The following is a 20375-nucleotide window of genomic DNA, read 5'->3' on the forward strand; positions in this document are numbered from 1 at the left end:
TCCGTTCAGCCCAGGAGATAGAACTGGGAGGGGCGGGCTTTTCTGTTTCCGCTCTGTTTCCACACCGAAGTTTCGGTATTCGCATTACTGTCTGACCCCCGTGAAAGAGTCTCACCATGACCGCTCCGCTCCTCGCCCACGCCACGGAATATGGCCGCATGTACGCCCGCTCCACCACGGAGCAGTTCACGGTTCCCTCCATAACCACCGTCATTGGGCAGCAGCCCCACGGACTGGACGGCTGGTTTGGTTACATGGGTGCCAGCAGCCTGGCAAAGGATCCCTCGCTGCCGGAGATTCTTGGTAGCCCCGCAAGGGTACGGCAGGCGGTGAACCGTGCGGCGAAGGCGGCCGAAACCTACCGGGACGAGGCCGCACAGCGCGGGGACCGGGTGCACAACTACTGCGAGCAGGTGGCGCTGCGCGCTCTCGGCCGGCCGCACCAGATGAAGGAAGCCCGTGACGCGCTGGCCTCCAACGGCGAGGAAGCCTTTGCCGTTCGCTTTGATGAGTGGTGGGAGTTGTTCCGGGTGGAGCCGATCGCCCCGGAGATCACCGTGTGGAACAAGACCGTGGGATATGCGGGAACACTTGACCTCGTCGCCAGGATCAACGGACGGACCTGCCTCATCGACTACAAGACCAAAGGCACAACGCGTGACGGGCTGGTCAAGCCCTTGGATGACAAGGTGGTCATGCAGCTTGTTGCCGGAATGAAGGCAGAGGAAAGCCTGGTGGATCCCGTGGCAGGGGAGTGGGAACCGTGGCAACACGGCGATACCCCCGTCCTGCTCGCCGTGGCCATCGGTGAAACCGAGGTCCGGCCCGTCCGCGCAAATCCGGAAGTCCTCAAGCACCACTGGTGGAAGTTCTGTGCCCTGCGGCGGGTGTGGGAAATGTCCGCGGACACCGTCAGCGCCGGGCCCGCGCTGCTGCCGCTGGCACCGCCGGTGTTTTCCTGACAGCCACTAAACTGGACTGGATCCGTATACCCGTTCACCGTGAGGAAACGACTGCACATGGCAATTCTGAATATCCGTATCATCGGCGATCCCGTGCTTCGCACGGTTGCCGACCCTGTCACGGATTTCGGGCCGGAGCTGGCCAGGCTCGTTGCCGACATGACCGAAACGATGGAGGACGTGGAGGGCGCAGGCCTTGCCGCGCCACAGATCGGAGTCAGCCTCCGGGTCTTCACCTACCGGATCGGCGGCGTTGAGGGTCACGTCATCAACCCGGTGCTGGAAAACAGTGAGGATTTCCAGCCGGACGAGGTGGAGGGGTGCCTTTCCATTCCCGGTCTGGGCTTCCCGGTCCGCCGCTACCGCAGTACCCGCGTGACCGGCGTCGACGTAAACGGCAACCCCGTCTCGGTGGAGGCCGAGGGCATGCTTGCCCGCTGCTTCCAGCACGAAACCGACCACCTGGACGGCATCCTCTTCACTGACCGGCTCGAAGGTGAGGACCGCAAGGCTGCCCTGCGGTCCATCCGCAACGCCAACTACGACTCCATCACCGAAAAGACCACCGCCAAGCGCGCCAAGACCGTCGGCTCCAGTTTCGGCGGCGGCAGCTTCAGGGCGGCAGCGTCCGGAACCGGCAGCTTCGGCGCTGCCGGATGAGGGTCCTCTTTGCCGGAACACCTTCCGTAGCTGTCCCCTCGCTGGATGCGCTGGTGGCCGCCGGCTTCGAAATCGTCGCGGTGCTGACCCGGCCGGACGCGCCGGTGGGACGCAAGCGTGTGCTCACGCCGTCGCCCGTTGCTGCCCGTGCGGCCGAGCTCGGCATCGACGTCATCCACGCGTCCCGGGTGGACGCTGCCGTCACGGAACGGATCGCTGAAGCCCGTCCCGACGTCGCGGCGATCGTCGCCTACGGCGGGCTTGTGCCCCGGGCGGCCCTGGACGTTCCGCAGCACGGCTGGATTAACCTGCACTTCTCACTGCTGCCGGCCTGGCGCGGTGCGGCTCCCGTGCAGCGGGCCGTCATCGCAGGTGACGACATCACCGGTGCCGTGACTTTCCAGCTCGAGGAGGGGCTCGACACGGGTCCTGTCATCGGCACGCTGACCGAGGCGGTCGGCCCGGAGGACACCTCTGGGGCGTTGCTTGAGCGGCTGTCCCACAGTGGCGCCGTCCTGCTCGCCCAGACGCTGTCCGCCGTCGCGTCCGGTGCGGCGTCGGCCCGTCCCCAGCAGGGCGAAGTGACCCACGCGCCCAAGCTTGGCCTCGACGACGGCCGCATCGAATGGTCGGAACCGGCCCTGTCCGTGGGCCGCCGCGCCCGCGGCGTGACGCCCGAACCCGGAGCCTGGACCACCCTTGACGGCCAGCGGCTGAAGCTTGAGCCAGTGCGGCTCCGGCCCGACGTTACAGATGTTCGGCCGGGACAACTGGCTTTGGCCGGCAAGAGCGTGTTGGTGGGCACGGGTTCGCACGCCGTCGAACTCACCAAGGTGCAGCCTGCCGGCAAGAAAATGATGACCGCAGCCGACTGGGCCCGCGGCCAGTCTTCCCTCGAAAGCGTGGTATTTCAATGAGTGACTCCGGCAGAAGCGGATCCGGGCAGGGACGTTCCAGCCGCGGTGGCCAGCGAGGTTCAGGCACCGGCGGTTCAGGGGCTGGCGGTCCAGGGGCCGGCGGTTCTGACCAGCGCCGGGGCGGCGGAGGAGCCAGCCGGCGCAATGCGCAGGGCAGGGAGCGGAACCGCGGCCCGCAGCGCAGCTTCACCGAGAGCGCCCCGTCACAGCGCACCCGCAGGGCGGACCCCGCCAGGCTGGTGGCCTTTGAAGTGCTGCGTGCGGTTGCGGCCGAGGACGCCTATGCCAACCTCGTGCTGCCGGCGCGCATCCGTCAGCACGGCCTCGACCGGCGCGACGCCGGATTCGCCACGGAACTGAGCTACGGTGCCCTGCGGAACCAGGGCACGTACGACGCCATCCTCGCCCGCTGCGTGGACAGGGCCCTGGACAAGCTGGATCCGGCTGTCCTGGATGCCCTGCGCATCGGGGTCCACCAGCTGGTGGCCATGCGCGTACCCGCCCACGCGGCCCTGGACCAGACGGTCGGCCTGGCGCGGGCCGTCATCGGTGCGGGTCCGTCCGCTCTGATTAATGCCGTCCTCCGGAAGGTGGCGGCCCGCAGCCTGGACGAGTGGCTGGACGAACTTGTTGCCGGCGAGCAGGACGAGACCAAGGTTGCCTCCGTCCGGTACGCCCATCCCGAGTGGATTGTCCGTGCACTGCGGCAGTCGCTGGTGGCCCACGGCCGCCCGGTCGGCGAGATCAATGACCTCCTGGAAGCCGACAACGCCGCCCCCGTGGTCAACCTGGTGGCGCTTCCCGGGCTGGGAAGCCTGGACGAGGCCCTGGAGAACGGAGCCGTCCCCGGCGAACTCGTGGAGGGATCCGCCCTTTCGAGCGGTGGTGACCTCGGCCGGCTGGAGTCCGTCAGGTCCGGCACCACACGCGTGCAGGACGTCGGTTCCCAGCTGGTGGCCCGGGCGCTGGCGGCGGCCAGTCTTGAGGCAGGAGTTGGCGGCCAGTCCACAGAAAACGCTGGGGAGGCCTGGCTCGACCTCTGCGCCGGCCCCGGCGGCAAGGCAGCCCTGCTGGCCGCGCTGGCGAAGGAACGCGGAGCCACGCTCCTGGCCAACGAACCCGCACCGCACCGGGCCAAACTGGTCAGCCAGGCACTGTCCGCTGTTCCATCGGAGGTCTGGGCCGTCAGGACCGGTGACGGCCGGGAGGTTGGCTCGGAACAGCCCGCCGCCTTTGACCGTGTGCTGGTGGACGTGCCGTGCAGCGGACTCGGAGCCCTGCGCCGCCGGCCCGAATCCCGCTGGCGCCGCACACCGAAGGACCTTGCCGATCTGGGTCCGCTGCAGCGCGAACTGCTGAACTCTGCCTTGGCGGCTGTGCGGCCCGGCGGCGTGGTGGCCTATGTGACCTGCTCACCGCACCCGGCCGAAACCACCGCTGTGGTCAGCGACGCCCTCCGGAAACGCGATGACCTGGAACTTCTGGATGCCGGCAGCGTTCTGGACGCTGTCAGCCTGGGCGGCAACCTTGGGGCGGGGCATGAGAAGGCAGCCCAGCTGTGGCCGCACGTCCACAGCACGGACGCCATGTTCCTCGCCCTCATCCGCCGCAAGCGCTGAGTTCCTGCAAACGCTGAGTTCCCCGTAAGCGTTGAGTTTCCCAATGACCGTTTCCACACCCCGGACTTCCGTCCCGCGAAAGGACCCCGCATGACGCAGTGCTGCATCAACCCCAGCATCCTCTCCGCCGACTTCGTGAACCTCGAAGCCGAGCTGCAGAAAATCAGCAACGCTGATTCCGTCCATGTGGATGTGATGGACAACCATTTTGTCCCCAACCTCACCCTGGGACTTCCCGTGGTCCAGCGGATCCAGGCGGTCAGCCCGGTTCCGCTGGACGCCCACCTCATGATTTCCGACGCCGACCGCTGGGCGCCCGGTTATGCGGACGCCGGCCTTGCCTCCGTGACGTTCCACGCCGAGGCGTCCATCGCGCCGGTGAAGCTGGCCCGGGAGCTGCGGGCCCGGGGTTCGAAGGCCGGGATGGCGCTGCGGCCGGCCACCGCGCTGGAGCCCTACCTGGACATGCTTTCGGAGCTGGACATGCTGCTGATCATGACAGTGGAGCCCGGTTTTGGCGGCCAGGCGTTCTTGGACCTCACGCTGCCCAAGATCCGCCGTGCCCGCGCCGCGATCGAGGGATCCGGCGTGAACGTCGCCATCCAGGTTGATGGCGGAATTACCGAGGAAACCATCGTCCGTGCCGCGGAGGCCGGGGCCAACGTCTTCGTCGCCGGATCCGCCGTGTACGGCGCCGCGGATCCGTCCGGCGCCATCGACCGGCTGCGCAAGGCCGGCAGCCTTTAGCCCTGACTCCTCCATGACGGCCGCATGACGGTTTGTAGCGGGAATAGCCTGGGCACCCGCCGAGTTGTGTCAGAATAGCAACACACAATACGTGCTCCGGGGTCGGTGTAAGTCCGAACCGGCGGTGATAGTCCGCGACCCGCGAGCCGGTGTTTCCTTCACGGAAGCCCGGCGGACGGTTGAACTGGTGAAATTCCGGTACCGACAGTTAAAGTCTGGATGAGAGAAGCACGTACAGCTGTACTTGTGGCGTTCCAGGACGCCGCTGCGTTTCGCTGTCGTATACCCCCGGAGCAGTCTCGGCTCTTGAGGGAAGGAACGACACACTCGCATGGACATCCTGCGCTGGCTCTTCGAGGCACAGATCCCCGTGGGCGGATCAGTCCTTATTCTCCGCGAAGTGCTGGGAAACATCTTCGGCCTGGCCAGTGCCCTCGGCGGCATGCGGCGCAAGGTCTGGGCCTGGCCGGTGGGCATCGCCGGCAACCTCCTTCTGCTGACGGTCTTCCTGGGCAACGTCTTCGGCTCCGCCACGCCGGCCACCCTCTGGGGCCAGGCCGGGCGGCAGGTCATGTTCATCATCGTGGCCGTCTACGGCTGGCAGCGCTGGCAGCAGAGCCGCCGGGCGTCAGGCTCCTCGACGGCGATCGCACCCACGTGGGCCAGTGCCAGGACCCGGGTGGCGCTGGTACTCGCGCTGGTGGCCGGCACCGCTGCCCTCACCCCGCTCTTCGACTCCCTGGGCTCCTACCCGCCGGTGTGGGCTGACGCCTGGACGTTTATGGGCTCGCTCCTTGCCACGTACGGCATGGCCCGAGGCTGGACCGAGTTCTGGCTGATCTGGGTTGCCGTGGACGTGGTAGGCGTTCCGCTGCTCTTCAGCGCCGGATACTTCGCCAGCGCCTTCATGTACCTTTTCTACGGCTTCTTCACCCTTGCCGGCTTCATCGTCTGGTGGCGGGCGTCCCGGGTCCAGGCTGGCCCGACTGCAGTCGGTGACGCCGCCGTCAAGGTTGAGACCGCCTTCCCGGATCCGGCGGTGTCCAAGTGACCGGCCTTCAAACAAACGGCCAGCCGGCACCGGCCTTCACCCCCGCTGAAACAGCCGCCATGGACACAGCCCTGGAAGCCGCCCTGCAGGGCCCCCGGGGTGCCAATCCGCTGGTGGGCGCCGTCGTCGTCGGACCTGACGGTAGCCAGCTGGCCACGGGTTACCACCGCGGTGCCGGCACCGCGCACGCCGAAGCCGACGCGATAGCGGTGGCGATCAGCGCCGGCGTCGACCTTCACGGATCCACCATGGTGGTCACTCTCGAGCCGTGCAATCATGTGGGCCGGACGGGGCCGTGCGCGCAGGCCATCGTCGACGCCGGGATAGCGAACGTCGTGTACGCGGTCGATGACCCCCATGACCCCGCCGCCGGCGGGGCCGCCACCCTGCGGGCAGCGGGGGTCAGCGTGCGCAGCGGACTGGCCGCCGAGCGTGCGCTGGAGCTGAACCGGCGCTGGTTCCAGGCCGTCGACGCCAAGCGCCCGTTCGTCACCCTGCACATCGCCCAGACCCTGGACAGCCGGATCGCGGCCGAGGACGGCACCAGCCAGTGGATTTCCAGCCCGGAGTCGCTGGCGGACAACCACGGCATCCGGAGCCGCATCGACGCCATCCTGGTGGGAACACAGACCGTGCTGGTGGACAACCCCCGCCTCACAGCCCGCGACGCCAACGGCGATACCACCGGAAAGCAGCCGCTGCGCGCCGTCATGGGACTTCGGGACGTGCCTGAAGACGCCGCCGTGCGCGGCGACGATGGCAAGGTCCTGCACCTGCCCACAAGGGACCCGCAAGAGGCCCTGGCCATGCTGTTCGCCGCGGGCACCCGGCACGTCATGGTGGAGGGCGGATCGAAGATCCTCAGCGCCTTCCTGGGCGATGGACTTGTGGATGAACTCATCGTTTACCTGGCCCCCACGCTGCTGGGCTCCGGAACGCCGGCACTCAACGGCCTCGGCATCGGAACGCTGGCGGAGGCGCAGCGCTGGGAATGGGATGCCGCGTCCGGCGGCGCGGTCCAGTTCCTCGGCAGGGACCTTCGCCTGCACCTGATCCCGGAGGCAGCGGCAGTACCCCAGGACCCGCCCGCAGCGGCACTGCCAGCATCAACACAATCGGCATCAACACAATCAGCATCAACGCAACCAGCATCAACGCAATCAACGTCAACCGATTCACTACCTGCCCGCACAGCAGCGGGCACAGCCATGGGAGGCTACTGATGTTCACCGGAATTATCGCCGAACAGGGAAAGGTCCTGTCCGTGGACCGGAACGGGGACTCAAGCGCAACGCTGCGCCTGCACGCCCCCGGAACCGCTGACGGCCTGCCGCTGGGCGGCTCGATCGCCGTCAACGGCGTTTGCCTCACCGCCACGGCGATCGACGGCAAGGACTTCAGCGTCGACGTCATGGGCGAGACCCTCATCCGCAGCACCATCGGCGAGCTTGCGGCGGGCGACCCCGTCAACCTGGAACGCTGCGTCCCCGCCGGCGGGCGCCTCGACGGTCACGTGGTCCAGGGCCATGTGGACGGTGTCGGCGAACTGCTCGAACGCGAGCCGCAGGGAAACTGGGAACGGCTCAGGTTCGGCGTACCCCAGCGGCTTGCCCGCTACATCGCGGAAAAAGGGTCCATCGCCATCGACGGCGTCTCCCTCACCGTCACCGAGGTCAGCCCGGCAGCAGAGACGGCGCCGTGGTTCGAAGTGGGGCTCATCCCCACCACCCTGGCCGACACCGGCCTCGGAGCCAAGCCTGCCGGCAGCAGGGTGAACCTTGAGGTCGATGTACTGGCCAAGTACACCGAGCGGCTCCTTGCTTTCCGCACGGAAGGCACAGCAGGCACGGAGTTCGCCGCAGCAGGCACAGCAGTTACTGAAGGCACAGCAGCTACGGAAAACGAGGTTCAGCGGTGAACGGCACGGCAAAGCTCGACGCGGCGGTATCCGACGCACTGACCTCGGTTCCCCTGAAGCTCGACCCGATCGAGGACGCCGTCCGCGCGATGGCGGCCGGCAAGCCGGTCCTGGTGGTGGACAACGAGGACCGGGAAAACGAAGGCGACATCATCTTCGCCGCCCAGCACGCCACCCCGGCGCTCATGGGCTGGACCATCCGGTACAGCTCTGGCGTCATCTGCGTGCCGCTGGACGGTGCCCGGGCCGACGCGCTGGAACTTCCGCCCATGGTGAAGGTCAACCAGGACTCGAAGGGTACGGCCTACACCGTGTCCTGCGACGCCGCCACCGGCGTGAGCACCGGCATCTCCGCCACCGACCGGGCGCTCACCGCCCGCGTCATAGCGGACCCGCAGAGCGGCCCGGACACGCTGACCCGTCCCGGGCATATTTTCCCGCTGCGGGCCGTTAATGGGGAGTGCGTGAACGCCCCGGCCACACCGAAGCGGCCGTCGACCTCTGCCGGCTTGCCGGACTGGAGCCGGTGGGCGTGATCGCCGAAGTGGTGTACGACGATGGTGAGATGATGCGGCTGGACGGACTCCGGGTTTTCGCTGCCGAGCATGGCTGCCCCTTGATCTCGATTGAGGACCTGGTTGCCTATCTGGGAGCTGACCACCGTGTATCTTCACAGGAGAGCAGTTTGGAAGTCAGTCCGGCCGGAGAAGGGGAAACACGATGACGGCACCTCAAGCAGTGGAACCGAGCAGCAACGGCCGGTCGCCGCATCCGGTGAGCAAAGGGCCCGTGGTGCAGCTGCCTACGGCGTTCGGTAGTTTCGTGTCGCAGGCCTGGACCGATCTTGTGACCGGCGCCGAACACCTTGCCGTCAGTTCCCCGAATCCGCCCAAAGACGGGAAGGCGCCCCTCGTGCGCCTGCATTCGGAATGCCTCACCGGCGATGTATTTGGCTCCTACCGCTGCGACTGCGGCGAGCAGCTCGCGTACGCCCTGGAGCTGATCGCCGAGAACGGCGGCACGCTGCTGTACCTGCGCGGCCAGGAAGGCCGCGGCATCGGGCTGGCCAACAAGATCAAGGCCTACGCCCTGCAGGAGGCCGGGTTCGACACCGTCGAGGCCAACGAGCAGCTGGGACTGCCCGTGGATGCCCGCTGCTACAAGGCTGCGGCGCAGATCCTGGCCGAGATGGGCCTGCGCGAGATCCGGCTGCTGAGCAACAACCCGGACAAGCAGAACCGCCTGGCCACGGCCGGCGTCAAGGTCGTCGAGATGGTGCCCACCGAGGTGCCGTCCCGCGAACAGAACCTCCGGTACCTGCAGACCAAAAAGGACCGCATGGACCACCTGCTGACCCTCGACACCGAGACCGCGGGCCTGCCCCGCACCGGCACTGACACTTTCGACATCGAACAAGACTGAACGGACTACGAAGACCTTATGAGCGGACACGGCGCACCCCAGATTGACCTGACCACCCTCGACCCCGCTGAAACCTCGCAGTTGAAGCTGGCGATCGTGGCGGCAAGCTGGCACACGCAGATCATGGACGGCCTCCTGGACGGCGCCCTGCGGGCTGCCAAGGACGCCGGCATCAACGAGCCGACGGTGCTGCGCGTACCGGGCAGCTTTGAGCTTCCGGTCGCTGCCGCGAGGCTGGCACCGCACTTTGACGCCGTCGTCGCCCTCGGCGTCGTCATCCGCGGCGGTACGCCGCACTTTGACTACGTCTGCCAGGCCGCGACGTCGGGACTCACCGACGTGAGCGTCAACACCGGCGTGCCGGTGGGGTTCGGGGTGCTCACCTGCGACACCGAAGAGCAGGGGCTGGACCGGGCAGGACTGCCCGGATCCTCCGAGGACAAGGGGCATGAGGCCGTCACGGCAGCGCTGTCCACGGCACTTTTGCTCAAGAACTACTAGAAGTATTCCCCAGTTCCGGGGCAGCTGCGGGGATGCGGGCGCAAGCACACGGCGTGTGTATTCGCTCACATCCCCGCCGTCATGGAACTGCCCGACAGGCGGGCCCCCGCCCCGAGCAAGTAGGCTGGAGGGCGTGAAGAATTTCGAGACGCTGTTCGCAGAACTGAGCGAGAAGGCAGCGACCCGCCCCGAGGGCTCCCGCACGGTCGCTGAACTGGAGTCGGGAATCCACGGCATCGGCAAGAAAGTCGTGGAGGAAGCGGCCGAAGTCTGGATGGCGGCCGAGTACGAATCCGACGAAGCCGCCGCCGAGGAGATCTCGCAGCTCCTGTACCACCTGCAGGTCCTGATGCTCGCCAAGGGACTCAGCCTGGAAGACGTCTACAAGCATCTCTAGCCGCCTCTGCGTGGCCCCGCTTGCCTGACACAACCTTCCAAACCAGAAAGACCTCCTAATGCTGCGTGTAGCCGTACCCAACAAGGGATCCCTGTCCGAAGCCGCCTCCGCCATGCTGTCCGAGGCCGGCTACCGCCAGCGCCGCGACACCCGCGAGCTGGTCATGGTGGACCCCGACAACGACATCGAGTTCTTCTTCCTCCGCCCCCGCGACATCGCCGTTTACGTCGGGCAGGGAACGCTCGACGTCGGAATCACCGGCCGCGACCTCCTGCTGGACGCGCAGGTGGAGGCTGAGGAACTGCTTCCGCTCGGCTTCGCCGCCTCGACGTTCCGCTTCGCCGGGCCGATCGGCGACTTCCGCACGGTAGATGAACTCGAAGGCAAGCGGCTTGCCACCAGCTACGACGGTCTCCTGCGCGATTACCTGGCGGAGCGCGGCATCAAGGCGAAGGTGGTCCGGCTGGACGGCGCCGTGGAATCCTCCGTGCGTCTCGGCGTCGCGGATGCCATCGCCGACGTCGTGGAAACGGGCAACACCCTCAAGGCCGCCGGCATGGAAATTTTCGGGGATCCGATCCTGAAGTCCGAGGCCGTCCTCATCCGCCGCACCGGCGACGGCGGGGCTGCCAATGGCACGGCCAAGGAGATCGAGGTCCTGATCCGCCGCCTGCAGGGTGTGCTGGTGGCGCGGCAGTACGTGCTCATGGACTACGACATCCGCAAGGAGCTCGTGGAGCAGGCCGCCGGCCTCACGCCCGGACTGGAATCACCCACCGTCTCGCCGCTGCGCGATTCCGAATGGGTGGCCGTCCGCTCCATGGTGCCCAAGAAGGAAACCAACCGGATCATGGACGAGCTGTACGACCTCGGCGCCCGCGCCATCCTGGTCAGCAGCATCCACGCCTGCCGGATCTGACCCGGTTTCCCTCAGACAGCACACCCAGCAGTACAACAGGAGAAGTCATGGCTGTAGCCGTCCGCGTTATCCCCTGCCTGGACGTTGATGCCGGCCGAGTGGTCAAGGGCATTAATTTTCGAAGGCCTTCGCGACGCCGGGGACCCAGTGGAACTGGCGCACCGTTACGACAACGCCGGCGCCGACGAACTCACCTTCCTGGACGTGACCGCGTCCTCCGGCAATCGGGAGACCACGTTCGACGTCGTCCGCCGCACCGCCGAGGAAGTGTTCATCCCACTCACCGTCGGCGGCGGCGTCCGCGGCGTTGCCGAGGTGGACAAGCTGCTGCGCTTCGGCGCCGACAAGGCCTCCATCAACACCGCCGCCGTGGCGCGCCCCGACGTCATCGACGAAATCACCCGGCACTTCGGGTCCCAGGTGCTGGTGCTGTCCGTGGACGCCCGGCGCGTGCGCCCCGGATCCCAGCCCACGCCGTCGGGCTTTGAAGTGACCACGCACGGTGGCCGCCAGGGCACCGGAATTGACGCCGTTGCCTGGGCCAAGGAAGCGGCGGACCGCGGGGTCGGTGAGATCCTGCTGAACTCGATCGACGCCGACGGCACCAAGGACGGCTTCGACCTCGAGCTCATCCGGCTGGTCCGGGCCGCAGTCAAGGTTCCGATCATCGCCTCCGGCGGTGCCGGGGAACCGGCCCACTTCGCGCCCGCCGTCCAGGCCGGAGCGGACGCCGTGCTGGCCGCCTCGATCTTCCACTGGGGCCCGGACGACATGATGTCCCAGGTCAAGGCCGCAATCCGCGACGCCGGCTTCGAGGTCCGCTGACCCAACCCACTCGCAGTTGTTGTCGTTTTGAGCGCTCAAAACGACAACAACTGCGAGCCAGTTTGGTTACAGCCCTACTTCGGCAGACTGGAGGAGCGCGACGGCGTCCGGCTGGCCTTCGAAGGTCACCAGCGCATGGCGGGTGCGGCCGTGGGCGTGCATCAGCAGCTCACCGGGTTCCCCCACGATAGCCACGGACACAGGTGCGCGCTTGGCCACGTGCCTGGGGCCCGAGGGGCTGACCAGGACGATGCCGAGGTCCACGCCGCGGTAGAGGATGGCTGCCCGCTTGACGAGCTCATCCCACAGGGCGTCCGAGTATTCCGCGTCGAGGGCACGGGGGGCCCAGCGGTCAACGGCGCGCCGGATGTCCTCCGTGTGGACGAAGTATTCGATCAGGTTGGAACTCTCATCCAGCGCCTTGATCTTCATGGGCGAAAGCGCGGGCGGGCCTGCGCGGAAGGAGTTCACGAGCTTGGCATACTCGTCGGGGGTCCGGAGCTTTCCGGCTAGGCGGGCGGTTGCCTTGTCCGAGGCCTTGGACAGGCTCTTGATGATCAGGCCCAGCCCGACGGCAGCTTTCCGCTCCCGCAGGTAAAGGTGGGCTGCGAGATCCCTGGTCTGCCAGCCCTTGCAGAGCGTGGGGGAGTCAGGACCGGCCGCAAGCAGGGTCTCGGCCAGGACTTCTCGGGACGGATCGACGAAATGCATCACTTGGAAAACTAGCACGTCCCCGGGAGAGTTGCGCAGTCTGTTGATCCAGGTGAATTTGTGCCCCTGTTCACCGGGACGGCCGGCTGAGTTCACCGGGGCGGCCGGCTGACAGGCGGCCTTCGTGCCAGCGTCCCGGCGGGGGCACTAGACTTGACGTGATGTCTGAGCAGCCCACCCCCAGCCCTGCCCCCGCCGCCACGGCCGGTGCCCCTTCGTCCGACGCCGGCGAAAGCGTCCTGCCAGGAAGCCCCCTTCCCGCCGGGATCGCCTCGGCGCTCAAGCGCGACGGTGCCGGACTTGTGGCTGCCATCGTGCAGCAGTTCGACACCAATGAGGTCCTCATGCTGGGCTGGATGGACGACGAAGCCCTGAACCGGACCATGACCACGGGCCGCGTGACGTTCTACTCGCGCTCCCGCCAGGAGTATTGGCGCAAGGGTGACACGTCCGGCCACGTGCAGTGGGTCAAGTCGGTGGCCCTGGACTGCGACGGCGATGCCCTCCTCGTGCGGGTGGACCAGGTGGGCGCGGCATGCCACACCGGTACACGGACCTGCTTCGACGGCCGGGCCTTCGACGTGGTGGCAGGTTCGGCCAGCTAGCGGCCGAAGCCCTTCCACCCAACAGGCCTCCACACTAGCGGGCCTCTTCCACCAAGTGGCACCTCCACCCAACAGGCACTACCAAGAACAGACGGAGAACCAATAGCGATGCAGGACCTCGGAATCATCAGCCCTGGCCTCGAAGAATTCCGGGAACTCGCCGCCCACAGCCGCGTCATCCCTGTCCGGCTGAAGGTGCTGGCGGATGCCGAAACGCCGATCGGGCTGTACCGGAAACTGGCGCAGGGCCAGCCGGGCACGTTCCTCATGGAGTCGGCGGCCGTCGGCGGCGCCTGGTCCCGCTACTCCTTTATTGGCTCCAAGTCCCGGGCCACGCTGACCACCAAGGACGGGCAGGCGCACTGGCTGGGCGAGCCGCCGGCCGGTGTGCCCGTGGACGGAAACCCTGTTGACGCCATCCGCGACACCATCGAGGCGCTGCGCACCGACCGGTTCGACGGGCTTCCGCCGTTCACCTCGGGGCTGGTGGGCTTCCTGGGCTGGGAGACCGTCCGCCACTGGGAAAAGCTGACCAGCCCGCCCGAGGACGACCTGCAGCTTCCGGAGCTTGCGCTGAACCTCGTAACCGACATGGCCGTCCACGACAATATGGACGGCACCGTGCTGCTGATCGCCAACGCCATCAACTTCGACAACAGCTCCGAGCGCGTGGACGAGGCCTGGCATGACGCCGTGGCCCGGGTGAAGGAACTGCTGGCACGCATCAGCACCCCGGTGCTCCAGCCGGTATCCGTGCTGGAGCCGGCGGCCCTCGATTTTGCCGCCAGCGTCCAGGAGCGCTGGCACGAGCCCGACTACCTCGCCGCCCTCGACCGAGGCAAGGAGGCGATCGTAGACGGCGAAGTCTTCCAGGTGGTCATCTCCCGCCGCTTCGAGATGGAATGCGGAGCGTCTCCGCTGGACGTCTACCGGGTGCTGCGCAACACCAACCCGAGCCCGTACATGTACATCTTCAGCCTCGAGGACGCCGCCGGCCGCCAGTATTCGATCGTCGGCTCGTCGCCGGAGGCTCTCGTGACCGTCACCGGCGAGGACGTCATCACCCACCCGATTGCCGGGTCCCGGCCGCGCGGCAAGACCGTGGACGCGGACAAGGCGATGGCCGAGGAACTCCTCGCGGACCAGAAGGAACGGGCGGAGCACCTCATGCTGGTGGACCTGTCCCGGAACGACCTGTCGAAGGTCTGCGTGGCCGGTTCCGTGGACGTCACCCAGTTCATGGAGGTGGAGCGGTTCAGCCACATCATGCACCTGGTATCCACCGTCGTCGGACGCCTGGCCCCCACGGCCAAGGCCTATGACGTCCTGAAGGCTACCTTCCCGGCCGGCACCCTCTCCGGCGCCCCGAAGCCCCGCGCCCTGCGCCTCCTTGATGAACTGGAGCCCCACCGGCGCGGCATCTATGGGGGAGTCGTGGGCTATCTGGACTTCGCGGGCGACATGGACATGGCCATCGCCATCCGCTCCGCGCTGCTGCGCGAGGGACGCGCCTACGTCCAGGCCGGCGGCGGCATCGTGGCGGATTCCAGCAACCCGGCCGAGGCGCAGGAAACCGTCAACAAGGCGGCGGCCCCGCTGCGGGCTGTGCACACGGCCGGCTCGCTGCACAACATCACTTCGGATTCCGTCGGCGCCCCCGATTCCGTAACCGAGGCAAACTCCTGATGGCGGTACCCGCAGGATCCGCCACCCCCGCCAAAGCGCGCAGCACGGTTCCGGGCTGGGCCCGCAAGTCCACGGTGGTGCTGCTGATCGCAGCCCTGGCGCTGGCGGTCTTCGGCACCACAACGCAGACCTGGCTGACCGTCCATCTCGACCCCCAGCAGCTGGGCCAGGCCGGCGGAAGCGAAGGCGGCCTCCAGGTCCAGGGCAGCAAAGCCGCCACCACGGTCACGGCCCTGGCCCTCGTCGCACTGGCGGGCGGGCTCGCGGCCTCCATCGCCGGAAGGATCGCCCGCTGGGTCATTACGGCCATCATCGTGCTCGCGGCGGTTGGCATTATTGCCGCAGCCGCCACTGTCCTCGCTGATCCGCTGGCCGCGGCCCAGGGATCCATCGCCGCCGCCACCGGCGTCTCAGGAGGGACAGCGGACGTGAGCGTCAGTGCCTTCCCGGTGCTGGCCGTCGTCGCAGGTTCCCTGCTGGCCGCCGGCGGCCTGCTGGTGGTTCCGGCCGGGCGGTACTGGAAGTCCCGCACCAAGTACGACGCCGCCGCGGCCGGTCCCGCGGGCAGCCAGAGCGGCCCGGTGGACGAGATCGACAGCTGGGACAGGCTCTCCCGGGGCGACGACCCCACCTGAGCCGGCGGGTCACGCAGCCACGCGCCGCGGCCGCGATGCCGAAGGCCGCGGCAAAAAATGGCAGAATGTAAGCAGTATTGATCCTGAGGAGATTCACATGAGCAAAGCCACTGTTTCCGGTACGAAGCCCGCCGCCCCCAAGGAGCACCACGGCATCGACCACAGCATCGACCTGGGCCACGGCAACAGCCCGGCCGCCTGGACCTGCGTGATCGTTATGCTCATCGGCGCCCTCATCAGCTCCATCGCGTTCGTCATCGCCAACACTCCGATCTTCTGGGCCGGCATCGCCGTCATGGTCCTGGGCCTGCTGGCCGGCTTCATCATGCGCAAGGCCGGCTACGGCGTGGGCGGCAGCAAGATCAAGAACAGCCACTAACTGTGACAGTTCTCGACGACATCAACGCCGGTGTCAGGGAGGACATGGAGGACCGGAAGCGCCTCGTGTCCCTCGCGGAGCTTAAGGACCGCGCCCTGGCGGCGGCTCCTGCCCGTGACGCCTGGGCCGCTCTCGGCGGCGCGTCCGCGGACCGCGGCGAGCTCAGGGTTATCGCCGAGATCAAGCGCCGCAGCCCGTCCAAGGGCGACCTCGCCAGCATTGCGGATCCCGCGTCGCTGGCTGTGCAGTATGCCGACGGCGGAGCCGCGGTGATCAGCGTGCTCACCGAGCAGCGCCGATTCAACGGTTCGCTGGCTGACCTCGACGCCGTGCGTGCCCGGGTGGACGTCCCGCTGCTGCGCAAGGACTTCACCCTGGACGAGTACCAGATCTGGGAAGCCCGCGCCCACGGCGCGGACCTCATCCTGCTGATCGTGGCAGCCCTGTCCGACCAGCAGCTGCGTGAATTCAGCAGCTTAAGCCGTGAGCTCGGCATGAACGTGCTGGTGGAAACGCACACGCCGGAGGAAGTCGAGCGCGCCGTGGCCGCCGACGCCCGGATCATCGGCGTCAACGTGCGCAACCTCAAGACGCTCGACGTCGACCGTTCCGTTTTCGCCTCACTCGCCGGCAGCATTCCGGCCGGCGCCGTGGTGGTGGCGGAGTCGGGCGTTCGGAACGCCGACGACGTCGCGCACTACGCGGCGCACGGGGCCAACGCCATCCTCGTGGGGGAGGCGCTCGTCAGCGATGCCACCCCGCGTGAACGAATTGCGGAGTTCACGGCGGCCGGGGCCGCGGCCATCGCCGCCCGGGCCTGAGCTCCCACCCAACCGTGGCGCCATTCGTCCGCACGACAGGCGGGCAGATGGCGCCTGACATCAATAAGAAAAAGTGAACAGGATGGTGAGACTGATGGCCGACGCGCCAACAGCCGGCTCTGACGAGGGCACGGTGGATGCATTCCTGCAGGGAGGCACCTCGCTGCGCCACGCCCCGGGACCCTACTTCGGCGCCTACGGCGGCCGCTGGATGCCTGAGTCACTGATCGCCGCCCTGGACGAACTCGAGGACACGTTCGAGAAGGCCAAGGCCGATCCCGAGTTCATCGCGCAGATCGCGGACCTGAACAAGAACTACTCCGGCCGGCCCTCACTGCTGACCGAGGCCAAGCGCTTCGCCGAGCACGCCGGCGGCGTCCGGATCTTCCTCAAGCGCGAGGACCTGAACCACACCGGCTCGCACAAGATCAACAACGTGCTAGGGCAGGCGCTCCTTGCCAAGCGGATGGGCAAGACCCGAGTCATCGCCGAAACCGGTGCCGGCCAGCACGGCGTGGCCAGCGCCACCGCCGCCGCCCTGCTGGGTCTGGAATGCGTCGTCTACATGGGCGCTGAAGACTGCCGCCGGCAGGCGCTCAACGTGGCCCGGATGGAACTCCTGGGCGCCACGGTCATTCCCGTTACCAACGGTTCGCAGACCCTGAAGGACGCCATCAACGAAGCCCTCCGGGACTGGGTAGCCAACGTCGGCAACACCCACTACCTGCTGGGCACGGCAGCGGGCGCCCACCCGTTCCCGGCCCTGGTCCGCTACTTCCACGAAGTCATCGGCGAAGAGGCCCGCGCCCAGATCCTGGAGCAGGCCGGCCGGCTGCCGGACGCCGTCTGCGCCTGCATTGGCGGCGGGTCCAACGCCATCGGCATCTTCCATGGCTTCCTCGATGACCCCTCCGTGAAGATCTACGGTTTCGAGGCCGGCGGCGACGGCGTCGAAACCGGCCGGCACGCGGCCACCATCACGCTCGGCCGGCCCGGCGTGCTGCACGGCGCCCGGTCCTACCTGATGCAGGACGACGACGGCCAGACCATCGAGTCGCACTCCATTTCCGCCGGGCTCGACTACCCCGGCGTAGGACCCGAGCACTCCTACCTCGCCGACATCGGACGCGTCAGCTACGAGCCCATCACGGACAGTGAAGCCATGGAAGCCTTCAAGCTCCTGTGCCGCACCGAGGGCATCATCCCCGCGATCGAGTCCTCCCACGCCCTCGCCGGCGCCATCAAGGTGGGCCAGCGGCTGGCAGCGGAGGCCGGCACCGCCGGGGCGTCGGACAAGATCGTGGTGGTGAACCTGTCCGGCAGGGGAGACAAGGACGTGGCCACCGCTGCGGAGTGGTTCGACCTCCTGGACAAGGACTCGGCCGAGGCAGTCATCGGCAAGGAAGGGGAGCAGCTGTGACTACAGCGGACATCACCAGCAAGTCGGCCATCGCCATCGACAAGGCCCGCGCGGAGGGCCGCGCGGCCCTGATCGGCTACCTGCCCGCCGGGTACCCCAGCGTCGAGGAGACCATCGCCGCCGGCATCGCCCTGGCGCGCAACGGCGCCGACCTGATCGAGATCGGCATCCCCTACTCGGACCCGGTCATGGACGGGCCGGTCATCCAGGCGGCCACCACCGAGGCCCTTGCGAAGGGGTTCTCCGTCCGCCAGGTCTTTGACGTTATCGCCGGCATCACCAGCCAGACGGACGCCGCGGTCCTGGTCATGACGTACTGGAACCCCGTGGTCAGGATGGGCGTGGATGAGTTCTCGCGCCGCCTGGCCGAGGCCGGGGGAGCGGGGCTCATCACCCCGGACCTGATCCCGGACGAGGCAGCCGAGTGGATGGACGCGTCGGAGAAGTACGGCCTGGACCGTGTCTTCCTGGTGGCGCCCTCCTCCACCCCCGAGCGCATGCGCCGGACCGTGGACGCGAGCCGCGGCTTCGTCTACGCCGTCTCCATCATGGGCGTCACCGGCGCCCGCTCGTCGGTGAGCTCGGCGGCCGAGGACGTTGTGGCCGCAGCCAAGGCCGCCGGCGCTGAGCGCGTGTGCGTGGGTCTCGGCGTTTCCACCGCTGAGCAGGTCGCGGAAATCGCGGCCTACGCGGACGGCGTGATCGTCGGCTCGGCGCTCGTTGCGGCCGTGCGCGACGGCGGCGTGGACGCCGTCGCGCAGCTCACCAAAGACCTCAGTACCGGACTGACCAGGAAGTAACGCAACCATGCTGACGCTCCTCACCGCAGCCGCGCCGCTGGTACAGACCGGCCTGCTTTCAGCCGGTATCGTGCCCGCAAGCATCCCGAGCCCGGACTGGTCCGGGTTCGATATCCCGCTGCCGTGGGGATCGCTCCGCATCCATGCCTACGCCCTGTGCATCCTGGCGGGCATCGTCGTCGGCCTCTGGCTGACGTCGGTCCGCTGGGCCAGGCGCGGAGCGCCTGAAGGCAGTGTCTGGGACATCGCCATCTGGGCCATCCCCTTCGGCATCATCGGCGGCCGGCTCTACCACGTGTTCTCGTCCCCGGACGCGTACTTCGGTCCGGGCTTCGACGGCACCGGGGACCTGTCCCTGATCCCGCAGATCCAGCGCGGCGGCCTCGGAATCTGGGGCGCCGTGGTGCTGGGCGCCTTCGGCGCCTGGATCGGCTGCCGCCGTGCAGGGGTCAAGCTCACGGCATTCCTTGATGCCGCGGCTCCGGGGCTTCTGCTGGCGCAGGCCCTCGGCCGGTGGGGAAACTACTTCAACCAGGAGCTGTTCGGCGGCCCCACCACGCTGCCGTGGGGACTCCAGGTGGACGCGGACAACGCCAACTTCCCGGCCGGTTACCCGGCGGACACCCTGTTCCACCCGACGTTCCTTTACGAATCGCTCTGGAACATCGCGGGCGTGCTGATCCTGCTGGCCCTGGACCGCCGGTTCCACTTCCGCCGCGGCCGGCTCTTCTGGCTGTATGCCATGTACTACACGCTGGGCCGGGTCTGGATCGAAGCCATGCGGATTGACGACGCCGAGCAGATCAGCCTGTTCGGCATCACCACCCGGCTGAACGTCTGGACCAGCATCTTCGTGTTCCTCGCCGCGCTGGCCGTGTTCATCTGGCTGGGCCGGCGCAAGGACGGCAACGCGGACAGTGTCTACCTGCCGGGCCGGGAGCCCGCCCCCGTTGAGGCCGCAAAGGCCGACGGCGGGACGCCGGCCGGTGCCGGAACGCAAGGTTCGGGGTCGGTAGTTTCAAAGACGGCCGGGGAAGGGTCAAAGGACCCCGGGTCCACTCCGAATGTGACCGGCCATCCGGTCCGTGATACGGACCCTGTTGTCTCAGATAGTGAATCGCGTGGTAATCTCCCTGATAACCAAAACGGTCCCGGGCTAGCTTCTGCCCAAACGGAAGCAGTCCCGGCATCCACCGGCGGAACCCCAACCGCCGCGGAGTCGCGGAACACCGGAAAGTCCGGTGGCACAGACACCGGGACCGCACCGGAAGCCGACAGCTCACGCTAGAAGGCACCGGTACCAGGGCAGCAGAGAGTTACCGCTCGGAGCGCCCGACACCCACAGCGTCGTGGCAGAGGCCAACTCCGGTCAGCATAGAG

Annotated in this window: 21 protein-coding genes, 2 pseudogenes and 1 riboswitch; of the genes and pseudogenes, 22 read left to right on the forward strand and 1 reads right to left on the reverse strand. The window is 67.6% G+C overall.

Translation table 11 applies throughout. From position 1 onward, the window contains the following. Window positions 1-116: 116 nt before the first annotated feature. From ACHMXB_RS04565 to hisF, 14 genes and pseudogenes are all read left to right on the forward strand, one after another. The gene (locus ACHMXB_RS04565; protein WP_395403133.1) at window positions 117-962 is read left to right on the forward strand and encodes a cytochrome; all 846 of its coding nucleotides are present in this window, start codon (window positions 117-119) and stop codon (window positions 960-962) included. Window positions 963-1019: 57 nt separating this feature from the next. Beyond that, a complete protein-coding gene (gene def / locus ACHMXB_RS04570; protein ID WP_395403135.1) occupies window positions 1020-1622 on the forward strand; it encodes a peptide deformylase in 603 nt (200 codons plus the stop codon). Continuing rightward, window positions 1619-2539: a methionyl-tRNA formyltransferase gene (fmt, locus tag ACHMXB_RS04575; protein ID WP_395403137.1), complete on the forward strand. Its 921-nt coding sequence runs from the start codon at window positions 1619-1621 to the stop codon at window positions 2537-2539. Before def ends, fmt begins: the two co-directional genes overlap by 4 nt. After that, the gene (locus tag ACHMXB_RS04580; protein ID WP_395403139.1) at window positions 2536-4158 is read left to right on the forward strand and encodes an RsmB/NOP family class I SAM-dependent RNA methyltransferase; all 1623 of its coding nucleotides are present in this window, start codon (window positions 2536-2538) and stop codon (window positions 4156-4158) included. The genes fmt and ACHMXB_RS04580 overlap by 4 nt, the downstream gene beginning before the upstream one ends. A gap of 90 nt (window positions 4159-4248) precedes the next feature. Further along, the gene (gene rpe / locus ACHMXB_RS04585) at window positions 4249-4905 is read left to right on the forward strand and encodes a ribulose-phosphate 3-epimerase (RefSeq protein WP_102973081.1); all 657 of its coding nucleotides are present in this window, start codon (window positions 4249-4251) and stop codon (window positions 4903-4905) included. An 87-nt stretch (window positions 4906-4992) separates the two neighbouring features. Beyond that, window positions 4993-5141, forward strand: a riboswitch (FMN riboswitch). Between the two features lie 95 nt (window positions 5142-5236). After that, a complete protein-coding gene (gene pnuC / locus ACHMXB_RS04590) occupies window positions 5237-5956 on the forward strand; it encodes a nicotinamide riboside transporter PnuC (RefSeq protein WP_395403142.1) in 720 nt (239 codons plus the stop codon). A 59-nt stretch (window positions 5957-6015) separates the two neighbouring features. Further along, on the forward strand, window positions 6016-7179 hold the full coding sequence (ribD, locus tag ACHMXB_RS04595; protein ID WP_395403144.1) for a bifunctional diaminohydroxyphosphoribosylaminopyrimidine deaminase/5-amino-6-(5-phosphoribosylamino)uracil reductase RibD: 1164 nt from the start codon (window positions 6016-6018) through the stop codon (window positions 7177-7179). Then, window positions 7179-7874 carry a riboflavin synthase gene (locus ACHMXB_RS04600; protein WP_395403146.1) on the forward strand — a complete coding sequence of 232 codons (696 nt, stop codon included), beginning with the start codon at window positions 7179-7181 and terminating at the stop codon, window positions 7872-7874. Before ribD ends, ACHMXB_RS04600 begins: the two co-directional genes overlap by 1 nt. A gap of 89 nt (window positions 7875-7963) precedes the next feature. Next, window positions 7964-8598: pseudogene (gene ribB / locus ACHMXB_RS04605) on the forward strand (3,4-dihydroxy-2-butanone-4-phosphate synthase). Then, window positions 8595-9296, forward strand: coding sequence for a GTP cyclohydrolase II (gene ribA / locus ACHMXB_RS04610; protein WP_395403148.1), 702 nt, complete (start codon window positions 8595-8597; stop codon window positions 9294-9296). Before ribB ends, ribA begins: the two are co-directional and overlap by 4 nt. A gap of 18 nt (window positions 9297-9314) precedes the next feature. Further along, complete coding sequence (gene ribH / locus ACHMXB_RS04615; RefSeq protein ID WP_102973087.1) at window positions 9315-9797, forward strand: 6,7-dimethyl-8-ribityllumazine synthase; 483 nt, start codon at window positions 9315-9317, stop codon at window positions 9795-9797. A gap of 133 nt (window positions 9798-9930) precedes the next feature. Continuing rightward, complete coding sequence (locus ACHMXB_RS04620; protein WP_003801526.1) at window positions 9931-10194, forward strand: phosphoribosyl-ATP diphosphatase; 264 nt, start codon at window positions 9931-9933, stop codon at window positions 10192-10194. A gap of 58 nt (window positions 10195-10252) precedes the next feature. After that, a complete protein-coding gene (gene hisG, locus ACHMXB_RS04625; protein WP_214846867.1) occupies window positions 10253-11113 on the forward strand; it encodes an ATP phosphoribosyltransferase in 861 nt (286 codons plus the stop codon). Window positions 11114-11160: 47 nt separating this feature from the next. Next, a pseudogene (gene hisF / locus ACHMXB_RS04630) lies at window positions 11161-11938 on the forward strand (imidazole glycerol phosphate synthase subunit HisF). Between the two features lie 66 nt (window positions 11939-12004). Here hisF and ACHMXB_RS04635 read toward each other — a convergent pair. After that, the gene (locus ACHMXB_RS04635; RefSeq protein WP_395403151.1) at window positions 12005-12649 is read right to left on the reverse strand and encodes a TIGR03085 family metal-binding protein; all 645 of its coding nucleotides are present in this window, start codon (window positions 12647-12649) and stop codon (window positions 12005-12007) included. 161 nt (window positions 12650-12810) lie between these two features. On the opposite strand from ACHMXB_RS04635, the gene hisI reads away from it, so the two are divergent. From hisI to lgt, 8 genes are all read left to right on the forward strand, one after another. After that, the gene (gene hisI / locus ACHMXB_RS04640; protein ID WP_395403153.1) at window positions 12811-13254 is read left to right on the forward strand and encodes a phosphoribosyl-AMP cyclohydrolase; all 444 of its coding nucleotides are present in this window, start codon (window positions 12811-12813) and stop codon (window positions 13252-13254) included. A 108-nt stretch (window positions 13255-13362) separates the two neighbouring features. Next, window positions 13363-14940 carry an anthranilate synthase component I gene (locus ACHMXB_RS04645; protein ID WP_395403155.1) on the forward strand — a complete coding sequence of 526 codons (1578 nt, stop codon included), beginning with the start codon at window positions 13363-13365 and terminating at the stop codon, window positions 14938-14940. Beyond that, the gene (locus ACHMXB_RS04650) at window positions 14940-15575 is read left to right on the forward strand and encodes a Trp biosynthesis-associated membrane protein (protein ID WP_395403157.1); all 636 of its coding nucleotides are present in this window, start codon (window positions 14940-14942) and stop codon (window positions 15573-15575) included. The genes ACHMXB_RS04645 and ACHMXB_RS04650 overlap by 1 nt, the downstream gene beginning before the upstream one ends. Before the next feature lie 97 nt (window positions 15576-15672). Beyond that, window positions 15673-15954: an HGxxPAAW family protein gene (locus ACHMXB_RS04655; RefSeq protein WP_395403159.1), complete on the forward strand. Its 282-nt coding sequence runs from the start codon at window positions 15673-15675 to the stop codon at window positions 15952-15954. 2 nt (window positions 15955-15956) lie between these two features. After that, window positions 15957-16775 (forward strand): indole-3-glycerol phosphate synthase TrpC, encoded by an 819-nt coding sequence (trpC, locus tag ACHMXB_RS04660; RefSeq protein WP_395403161.1) that lies wholly within the window; start codon window positions 15957-15959, stop codon window positions 16773-16775. A 94-nt stretch (window positions 16776-16869) separates the two neighbouring features. Then, window positions 16870-18195: a tryptophan synthase subunit beta gene (gene trpB / locus ACHMXB_RS04665; RefSeq protein ID WP_395403163.1), complete on the forward strand. Its 1326-nt coding sequence runs from the start codon at window positions 16870-16872 to the stop codon at window positions 18193-18195. After that, window positions 18192-18995 (forward strand): tryptophan synthase subunit alpha, encoded by an 804-nt coding sequence (gene trpA / locus ACHMXB_RS04670; RefSeq protein ID WP_395403165.1) that lies wholly within the window; start codon window positions 18192-18194, stop codon window positions 18993-18995. The genes trpB and trpA overlap by 4 nt, the downstream gene beginning before the upstream one ends. Before the next feature lie 7 nt (window positions 18996-19002). After that, complete coding sequence (lgt, locus tag ACHMXB_RS04675) at window positions 19003-20283, forward strand: prolipoprotein diacylglyceryl transferase (protein ID WP_395403167.1); 1281 nt, start codon at window positions 19003-19005, stop codon at window positions 20281-20283. Window positions 20284-20375: the final 92 nt, after the last annotated feature.

The sequence above is a fragment of the Arthrobacter sp. UC242_113 genome, assembly GCF_044054585.1.
Lineage (GTDB): Bacteria > Actinomycetota > Actinomycetes > Actinomycetales > Micrococcaceae > Arthrobacter.